6 protein-coding genes are annotated in these 6414 nt (G+C 31.4%); all 6 read left to right on the top strand.

The window, feature by feature from the left end:
• Positions 1 to 661 precede the first annotated feature (661 nt).
• The 6 genes from CF67_RS02470 (at position 662) to CF67_RS02495 (ending at position 6164) form a co-directional block, all read left to right on the top strand.
• Positions 662 to 1621 carry a replication initiation protein gene (locus CF67_RS02470; protein ID WP_052538064.1) on the top strand — a complete coding sequence of 320 codons (960 nt, stop codon included), beginning with the start codon at positions 662 to 664 and terminating at the stop codon, positions 1619 to 1621.
• A 399-nt stretch (positions 1622 to 2020) separates the two neighbouring features.
• Entirely contained in the window at positions 2021 to 2680 is a 660-nt protein-coding gene (gene elbB, locus CF67_RS02475) for an isoprenoid biosynthesis glyoxalase ElbB (RefSeq protein WP_034413979.1), read from the top strand.
• A gap of 535 nt (positions 2681 to 3215) precedes the next feature.
• Positions 3216 to 4025, top strand: a complete 810-nt coding sequence (locus CF67_RS02480) for a ParA family protein (protein WP_034413983.1) — start codon at positions 3216 to 3218, stop codon at positions 4023 to 4025.
• A gap of 3 nt (positions 4026 to 4028) precedes the next feature.
• Positions 4029 to 5045, top strand: a complete 1017-nt coding sequence (locus CF67_RS02485) for a ParB/RepB/Spo0J family partition protein (protein ID WP_052538066.1) — start codon at positions 4029 to 4031, stop codon at positions 5043 to 5045.
• A complete protein-coding gene (locus CF67_RS02490; protein WP_034413986.1) occupies positions 5017 to 5331 on the top strand; it encodes a hypothetical protein in 315 nt (104 codons plus the stop codon). Before CF67_RS02485 ends, CF67_RS02490 begins: the two co-directional genes overlap by 29 nt.
• A 527-nt stretch (positions 5332 to 5858) precedes the next feature.
• Positions 5859 to 6164 carry a hypothetical protein gene (locus CF67_RS02495; protein ID WP_034413989.1) on the top strand — a complete coding sequence of 102 codons (306 nt, stop codon included), beginning with the start codon at positions 5859 to 5861 and terminating at the stop codon, positions 6162 to 6164.
• The last annotated feature ends 250 nt before the right edge of the window (positions 6165 to 6414 follow it).

Consider the following 6414-nt stretch of genomic DNA (forward strand, 5'->3'; position numbering starts at 1 on the left):
TTTTTTATCTACTTTGGGTCATTACTACTTATCCTAAAGGACGATAACCTTGTTGTTTTAAACATAAAATCTTCCATCTATTATTGGTTAACTTTTTTAAAAAAATTTAAAATAGGATAATTATCTCGTATATAAGTCTTGATAAGTTAAATGTGTAAAGTATGAAAATGTATAAATTCGTCAGGAACGTTTTAAGGCGATGATTTTAAGTATGACTAATACTCCTCATAGCCTATTTTTCTCTAGCTTTAGAGAATGTTTAATGGAGTTTAAATTCCATATGATATGTACATTTCATCAAAATAGGAACTGGTTATTTTATTGTTGATATGAAAGTTATCCACAGTCTTTAGAGTTCATAACCCTTATTTTATATTATTTTAATTAATAAATTAATATATTAGTAATGTTTTAAACATTTGATAAATAATGTTTTTTGCTATTAAACAGTATAGTCTAGTCAGAATAACAGTATAGTCTAGTCAGAATAACAGTATAGTCTAGTCAGAATAACAGTATAGTCTAGTCAGAATAACAGTATAATCTAGTCAGAATAACAGTATCAATAAATTTATTGATACTGTATTTTGAAAGTACCCAAATATCCTCCGTTTTTTTATATTGAAAAAAATCTGCTAAATGCAAGTGGAATAAATTACATATGAGAAAAAAAATTTACCATCGAAATGATGCGAGACCAGCTTTGATCAATATGAGCTTATCAGCAAAAAGATTATTATTTATTTGTCTAGCTCAATTGGATCGTGATTGGTCAAAAAAAGACAATGTAATAATTAAATTTGATGCATCGAAATCTTTTCTAATAAGAGTCTCGGACTATGCACAATTGTGTGTAATTGATTATTCGGCAGCTTATCGTCAGATGGTGGAAGGGGTGAAAGAATTAAGAGGTTATGTTTTAGAAGCAGATCAAGGTTTACTTAAGAAACGGGATAACAACCTACCTTCTGATGCAATTTCTCCATTTACTATTGCGACTGACGGTACTTGGTACTCAAAAGGGAATGGATCAGTAAACATTAAATTTGCCAAAGAAATGGAACCGTTGATTTCTAATTTAACGGATAATTTTACAGGTCAATTTTTGCTGAGTGCGATGCAACTACCTGATAGTAATGTAGGAAAATTATACTTAATACTAAGAGAATGGATCAGTTCTGGTTATTCTACAACAAGAACAATTCAAGTAAATAAATTTAAGCATTCCCTTGGTCTTTCCCATTTTAAAACTTACCATTCATATGAAAATTTCAATAAGCTTTTTTTTAAGAGAACAGTCAAGAAACTGATAGATAAAACGGAATTTACAGAAATTAACATGGAGATCTTAGAACGCAGGATGAGAAAAGCTTATAAAGTAAAAGTGAACTATAAATACGATTTAAAGTTCATACAATCGAAAAATAAGATTGTTGATAAAGTCTTGGGAAAAAAAATTTATAAAGAAAAATACGAAGGAAAAAAAAACAAATTAAGTGAAGAATTTCTTTTTTTTGTGATTGCAAATCGCTATCTGAACCAAGATGAAGCGAAAAGTTTAAATCTAAATTGGGATGATGGGTTGACAGCTCAAGAAGTATTGAGAAAATTAAGCTGTTAAATGTTTTTTTTATGACTGTAGAGTAAACTAAAAATCTATGAGACACTCATTTAAATCAATGTTTTGATTTTATGTAATCCATAATTACTTATGATTGGTATCATTAGTTTTTATGGGTTTATTTACAATAATAACTGAATTGAATTCAAAAATAGTTTAATTATTATTGCCAATAATTCTTCATTATAATGAAATAAATAACTATTCACGTATTTTCAAAACTAATTATTAGATAACTATTCAGTATATTGTATATATTTCAATATCAAATAAAATTTTTGAGAAAAAATAAAGACATTTTTTAATATAACAAATTAATCGAGTGCCTAATTATAATTAGTTAAACTGAACCTTTGAAGAAAGATATAGAACGATAATGCAAAATAAAAGGAAATTCAAATGAGCAAAAAATTTAAAAACGCGGCAGTAGTATTATCCGGTTGCGGTGTATTTGATGGTTCAGAAATTAACGAAGTTGTTTTCACATTATTAGAACTTGAAAGAAATCTAATTAATTATAGCGTATTTGCTCCTGATATATATCAGTACGACGTCATTAATCATATTACTGGTGAAAAGATGAAAGAAAAACGCAATGTACTCATCGAATCAGGACGTATAACGCGCGGAAAAGTCAAGTCGTTTTCTGAACTCAATCCTAACGAATTCGATGCGTTGGTAGTACCAGGTGGCTTTGGAGTAGCAAAAAATTTGTCTACTTTTGCACTAGAAGGTCCATATTGTTCAATTAACGACGAATTTGCAAACATAATGCGAGCGTTTAACGAACTTAGTAAACCAGCAGCATACATGTGTATTGCTCCTGCTTTGTTACCAAAAATATTCGCTGGAATAAAATTGACGATTGGAAATGATCAGTTCACAGCTGATGCAATAAAAACATGCGGTGGTGAACATATTACTTGTAGTGTGGATGGCATAGTCAAAGACCATGTATATAAAATTATCACCACACCTGCTTACATGTTGGCTAAAAATTGCTTAGAAGCTCATCATGGAATTTCATTGTTAATTAAAGAGTTAAAAAAAGAAATGTAAAAATGTTGTTCAAATTTCGCTAGCGAAACCTTTGAGCGTAATGGATGAAAGAGGAAAAAACGTGTTTAACCAATAAATTCATTTTCTCAAAAGTATTTTTTACTATGTGTTTTATTGCATAAAATAAAAGCCATATTATTGTTAGAATTTAGCCTCTCACTAGATCAATACACAATACCGTTCATGTCCTAGTAATAACTAACAGAACAAAATAAGAACTGGTACACAGTTTTGTACTAAACTGAGATCATATTTAAAATCAATGCTTATTGTTAATAATTTGATATAGTTGATTATTCTTAATACTTTTCAAATTAAGCATGTAATGGATAGTGTTTATCCAAGTTAAAAACGCAGGTGACATAGACTAGAGATCAAATAACAATTTTGGTTAATTCAGATGGTGCATGTCCATTATATGTATCTTGATACAAATCAAAACAGAAAATCATACAGCACCTATCAGCTTTCGCTTTTTCTTTGGTCGGTTATATGACATCGTTGTTTACGAATGTTCGCGTATCAGGAGAAAAAAATGGGAAAGGTTACTTCCATATCTATTCAAAAAGGTGGCCCTGGTAAAACCACCGTTTGCCGTAACTTGGGAGAAGAAGTTTCAGAAGCTGGGAATAAGGTGTTGCTGATAGATAATGATCCGCAAGGTAATTTAACCAAAGCAATTTTGAGTAATGAGTTACCATCTGAAATGATCAAAGTCACTGATAGAATCACATTCTGTTCAAAAAAGGTTTTGCCAGGTGTAAGCAATGCTTTTTGGTTATACGAAAAAGATGAGATGCCAGAACCACTGAAGGTGAGAGAAGACCTTTACATTATAGGTGCTACAAAACACTTAGCCGAAATTGGTACGAAATCAGTTAATTGCGTTTATGACTTTAAAGACAAGATAGAAGTCTTAGCATTAGAGTTTGATCATGTGTTTATTGATTGCCCACCTTCTGCAGGGACTTTACAGACTTCAGCTCATGGAGCTTCTGATTACATTGTAATACCTACAGAGTTAAATGAAGATAGCATTGATGGCGTTAAACAGCAGATTCAATCAGCTTTACTTAACAGAAAACACTTAAATCCTACACTTAATGTTTTAGGAATTCTTGTAAACGGTAAAGATTCACACAAGATCAATATTGAAGAATTTTACCTAGATAATCTAAAAGAGGTTTACGGAGATAAGTTATTTGAGGTTATTATCACTTATTCTGTGAAAGTATCAGAGGCCCGTTCATTTAATAAAACCATTCGTCAACATGTTCCTAAGAGCGCTCAGGCTAAACAATTCTTAGCTTTAAGTCGAGAATTTTTAGATCGGATCAAGAGGTAGATTATGGTATCAATGAAAGATAAGCTGGTTGCATATAAAAAGAGAAAATATAAAATAGGTACAGTTAAAAATCGTATAGAAAAGATTTCTGAACTTCTTTTAGAAAACTGCGATTTAGATATGACTAAATTGGTTAAAAAAGCTAAGGATGAAGGTCGTCTTTTATCGCTATCAGTCGAAAAATTTATCCCCGACCTAAATCAACCTAGAAAGAATTTTGATCAAGAGAGCCTTGATAGACTTCGTATTAGTATTGAAACTAATGGTCAATTGCAGCCCATATTAGTAGGTAATCAGTTGCCTAACGGTCAATATCCAATCATTGCTGGTGAACGTCGTTGGCGAGCCATTTGTGAATCGAATCTTATTCCCGAAGTTATTGCAATTATTCGTAGTGGTAATCTAGATAAACTTCATTTTCTTCTAATTCAGATTGATGAAAACAATCAGAGGGAGCAAATACCAGCCATCGAAAATGCTATGGCAATAAAACGCGTGGTGGATATATGTCGATCTCAAGGGAAAGACCAAGCATATTCTGCAAAACTCTTAAACATTAGCCCTGCTAAAGTATCAAAGCATATTGCTTTGTTGGATGCGCCAAACGCTGTTATAGGCTTATCTATTGATGGAGAAAGCCAAGATGTTGAGGTGCTATATAACTTAGCTAAGGCATTTGAAAGCAAGCCTAAAGAAGTTTTAAAGATGATCGATCAGTGGCGAAGTGGAAAGTTGAAAACCAACTTTCGAAAAGCAAGCAAAGAATTAGCTAATAAGACAAGACGGTTAAAAAAAAGTAAAAGGGAACAAGACAAGAGCAAAAGTGAGAATGTTGCTCTAAAAGCCAGAAAAGCATCAGATGTTTACCTTAGTATTAATGAAGATGAGTTTACACTAACTCTTGAAGTTGGTAATAAAAAACTGAGTTTTATAGTTGAAGCTAACACTGTTGCATCGCTAAAAAACGACATTAATAAACTTGGAGGAAACAATGTTAGAGGGAAAAGTACTTTTTCGTAATAATCAACCTGTTTCAGGAATTAGTTTAGGTAAATTTTGGGCTGCATTGCGAAATGAGAATGTAGTCGGTGTAATTTCTATGCGTGTTCCAAATGATGTGGACTTTGATACCTATCGTCGAAAAGCAAAAGAATGCCTGAAGCTACTAGGAAAAGTGAAGGTTGGGGAAATGGTTGAACGCAATGGTGAACGCTACTTGATTCATCGATCGAATCATGCAAACCGTAGAAGTAAAAAACCTCGTCCTGTAAAGGAATATCTAATTTATAATCCACGTAATGCATAATCAAAATAAAAAGTAAGATCACTTGGAACAAATTTCGTCTCTTATTCTGGAAAATCCAGTGATCACTGGTTCATAAGTCGTCCAATATAACTCGAACTTTCTGATAGAAAGTTGGATATGGTTCTGTTGTACAAAAAAGAAGCATAGGGATGTAGAAACAGTTTACAGACAAGGCGTACCTAGAATTTTCTGAAAGTAAAAAGCAATTATGTTATTTTCTATGAGTTAATGAATATCTTTCATTTAAGAAATATAACTATAACAATAATCAGTGAAAAAATATAAAATAACATTGTTGACTTCATCAATTGTTTATATTGAATGGGTAGAGTACGCTTTATGTATGTATCTTATTGGCATAATTAGCGAACTTTTATTTCCTGATAAAATTGGTGATATTGCTATTATATTAACCTACTCTATTTTTTCTATATCGTATCTTGGTCATCCAATAGGTGGTTTAATATTCGGATTACATTCCGATATTAACGGAAGGAAAAAAACCACTCATAATCAGTGCAATGTTGATGGGATTAGCAACTATTGGTATAGGACTGATTCCTAGCTACGAAACGGTTGGAATCATATCTCCTTCTCTTCTTTTATTTTTTCGTTTCATACAAAGTACAGCAGTAGCTGGAGAGTTTAATAACTCATCTATTTTTCTAATAGAGCGTTCAAAAAAGAGAAGTTGGATTGGCGTGGCTTCATCATCTGATATGTTCACCGGTATCTTAATCACTTATATTGTAAATACAACATCATATGAGTACGCCTGGAGAATAGAATTTATCTCAGTTGGAGTAATCTCTTTAATATTAATGTTTTTTTGAAAGACATTGATTGAATCACCTTTATATAGAATACATACAGAAAATGAGGAGATAAGAAATAAAGGTTTTTCAATTTATTCCTCTTTGATTTCAAATAACTGTGATTGCTTCATTTTTATCCGTATATATTTATGTTTGCAACATATATTTTATCAGTTATATGAGTATATATATCGGATATATAAAAAGTTTTTCAACGTTAAATATGATGGTTGTTCAAGGAAGTGTTAGTTTGCTAATACCTTTTTTT

This window comes from Candidatus Photodesmus blepharonis (genome assembly GCF_000731795.2).
GTDB classification, from domain to species: Bacteria; Pseudomonadota; Gammaproteobacteria; order Enterobacterales; family Vibrionaceae; genus Vibrio; species Vibrio blepharonis.

Coding starts and splice junctions, on each gene's coding strand:
- CF67_RS02470 (WP_052538064.1), top strand. CDS start 662: ATGAGAAAAAAAATTTACCATCGAAATGATGCGAGACCAGCTTTGATC.
- CF67_RS02495 (WP_034413989.1), top strand. CDS start 5,859: ATGGGATTAGCAACTATTGGTATAGGACTGATTCCTAGCTACGAAACG.
- CF67_RS02485 (WP_052538066.1), top strand. CDS start 4,029: ATGGTATCAATGAAAGATAAGCTGGTTGCATATAAAAAGAGAAAATAT.
- CF67_RS02490 (WP_034413986.1), top strand. CDS start 5,017: ATGTTAGAGGGAAAAGTACTTTTTCGTAATAATCAACCTGTTTCAGGA.
- elbB (WP_034413979.1), top strand. CDS start 2,021: ATGAGCAAAAAATTTAAAAACGCGGCAGTAGTATTATCCGGTTGCGGT.
- CF67_RS02480 (WP_034413983.1), top strand. CDS start 3,216: ATGGGAAAGGTTACTTCCATATCTATTCAAAAAGGTGGCCCTGGTAAA.